This is a genomic window from Streptomyces sp. NPDC060198 (genome assembly GCF_042728415.1).
Classification (GTDB): Bacteria; Actinomycetota; Actinomycetes; order Streptomycetales; family Streptomycetaceae; genus Streptomyces.
Genome location: NZ_JBHWZJ010000617.1, coordinates 1 through 2,346 on the forward strand (window position 1 = coordinate 1; position 2,346 = coordinate 2,346).

Annotated in this window: 2 protein-coding genes and 1 tRNA gene; 1 reads left to right on the forward strand and 2 read right to left on the reverse strand. The window is 68.5% G+C overall.

Annotated elements, in window-relative coordinates:
* Positions 1-44: 44 nt before the first annotated feature.
* Positions 45-1,514 (reverse strand): catalase, encoded by a 1,470-nt coding sequence (locus ACFWEP_RS34125; protein ID WP_387376119.1) that lies wholly within the window; start codon positions 1,512-1,514, stop codon positions 45-47.
* Between the two features lie 152 nt (positions 1,515-1,666).
* On the opposite strand from ACFWEP_RS34125, the gene ACFWEP_RS34130 reads away from it, so the two are divergent.
* Entirely contained in the window at positions 1,667-2,089 is a 423-nt protein-coding gene (locus ACFWEP_RS34130; RefSeq protein ID WP_387376117.1) for a Fur family transcriptional regulator, read from the forward strand.
* A gap of 137 nt (positions 2,090-2,226) precedes the next feature.
* On the opposite strand, the gene ACFWEP_RS34135 is transcribed toward ACFWEP_RS34130, so the two are convergent.
* Positions 2,227-2,300 (reverse strand) — tRNA-Met (locus ACFWEP_RS34135).
* Positions 2,301-2,346: the final 46 nt, after the last annotated feature.

Here is a 2,346-nt window from a genome sequence, read left to right on the forward strand (position 1 = left end):
CCGCGTGCGGTGTCCGGCCCGTCCCTCACGCGTGCCGTCGGCGATCAGGCACGCAGGGCCTGGACCGCGTCCTCCAGCCGCTTGCCGAAGTCGCCGTCGGCCCGGCGGAAGTTGTTCACCGCGCGCTCGGCGATGTCGTCGCGCGTGACCTTGGCGATGAACTGGGCGAGGTTCTCGATCAGGCGCCCCTTCTCGTCCTCGGTGAGCAGCCGGTAGAGGTTGCCCGCCTGCACGAAGTCGTCGTCCTCGGCATGCAGCGGCGTCACGTGATTGCCGGTTGCACCGTCGACCGGGGTCGGCTGCCAGAGCGGCCGACCGGTCTGGGCCGGACCGCCGAAGCTGTTCGGCTCGTAGTTCTTCGAGCCGGCGTGACGGCCGTCGTAGAGGTGGCCGTCACGGCTGTTGGTCCGCGCCTCGGTGGCATGCGGGCGGTTCACCGGCAGGTGGTCGGCGTTGATGCCGACGCGGTAGCGGTGGGCGTCGCCGTACGCGAAGAGGCGGCCCTGGAGCATCTTGTCCGGGGACGGGCCGATACCGGGCACGAAGTGCGCGGGGCTGAAGATGGACTGCTCGACCTCGGCGAAGATGTTCTCCGGGTTGCGGTTGAGCTCCAGCTTCCCGATCTCGACCGGCGGGTAGTCCTCGTGCGGCCACACCTTGGTGAGGTCGAACGGGTTGAAGCGGTAGGCCGCCGCGTCGGCCGCGGGCATGATCTGCACCTGCACGGTCCAGGACGGGAAGTCACCGCGCTCGATGGACTCGCGCAGGTCGCGCTGGTGGCTGTCGGGGTCGACGCCGGAGAGGCGGTTGGCCTCGTCGGTGGTGAGGTTCTCGATGCCCTGGTCGGTCTTGAAGTGGTACTTGACCCAGAAGACCTCGCCGGCCTCGTTGTTCCACTGGTACGTGTGCGAGCCGTACCCGTTCATGTGGCGCAGCGTGGCCGGAATGCCGCGGTCGCCGAAGAGCCAGGTGACCTGGTGGGTCGACTCGGGTGACAGGCCCCAGAAGTCCCAGACGTTGTCCGCCTCCTGCGAGCCGGTGTACGGGTCGCGCTTCTGGGTGTGGATGAAGTCGGGGAACTTGATGGCGTCCCTGATGAAGAACACCGGGGTGTTGTTGCCCACGAGGTCGTAGTTGCCCTCCTCGGTGTAGAACTTCAGCGCGAAGCCGCGGGGGTCCCGCACGGCGTCGGCGGATCCGAGGTTTCCGGCGACGGTGGAGAAGCGGAGGAAGGTCTCCGTCTGCTTGCCGACCTCGGAGAGGAACGCGGCGCGCGTCCACTGCGAGACGTCACGGGTCAGCGTGAAGGTGCCGTACGCGCCGGCGCCGCGGGCATGCACCACGCGCTCCGGTATGCGCTCCCGGTTGAAGTGGGCGAGCTTCTCCAGCAGCGCCTGGTCCTGCACGAGCACCGGACCGCCGGCGCCCGCCGTCTCGCTGTTCTGGTTGTCGGCGACCGGCGCTCCGGCCTCCGTGGTGAGCGGTCCCTGCGTCACGTGCGCCTCCTGCGTGATGTCCGCCGCGCACCCGCCGCCCCGGGCGGCGCGCACGGCCTTTCCCTTGGCCTCTACCGGATCCGATCCTACAATGGACTTTGTCCAAGTCAAGTGAACATCCAATGTCACACCCGTTCAGGACTGACCCTGCCCACTGTTAGGCTGGTGCCATGAGTGACCTGTTGGAACGACTCCGTGGACGCGGCTGGCGCATGACGGCGCAGCGCCGCGTGGTCGCCGAGGTCCTCGACGGCGAACACGTGCACCTGACGGCCGACGAGGTGCACGCGAGGGCCGTGGACAGACTCCCCGAGATCTCGCGGGCCACCGTCTACAACACCCTGGGCGAGATGGTGTCGCTGGGCGAGGTGCTGGAGGTCTCCACGGATCGCCGCGCCAAGCGGTACGACCCGAACGCCCGCCGCCCGCACCACCACCTGGTCTGCGCGGGCTGCGGAGCCATCCGGGACGTCCACCCCACCGGCAATCCGCTGGCGGACCTGCCCGACGAGGAGCGCTTCGGCTTCACCGTGTCGGGCGTCGAGGTGACCTACCGCGGGCTCTGCCCGAACTGCGCGACGACCACCGCCTGATCGCGCCACCGCTCGATCCATCCGCACGCACCACGACCGGCCGGGTTCCTCACCGGCCGGTCTTCGCGCACGGACGGCATCCCGCACGCGAACACGACGAAGGCCCGGATTCAATGAATCCGGGCCTTCGTCTTGAGTAGCGGGGACAGGATTTGAACCTGCGACCTCTGGGTTATGAGCCCAGCGAGCTACCGAGCTGCTCCACCCCGCGCCGTTGAATGCAACATTACGTCACCCGATCGGCCGTGGCAAATCCA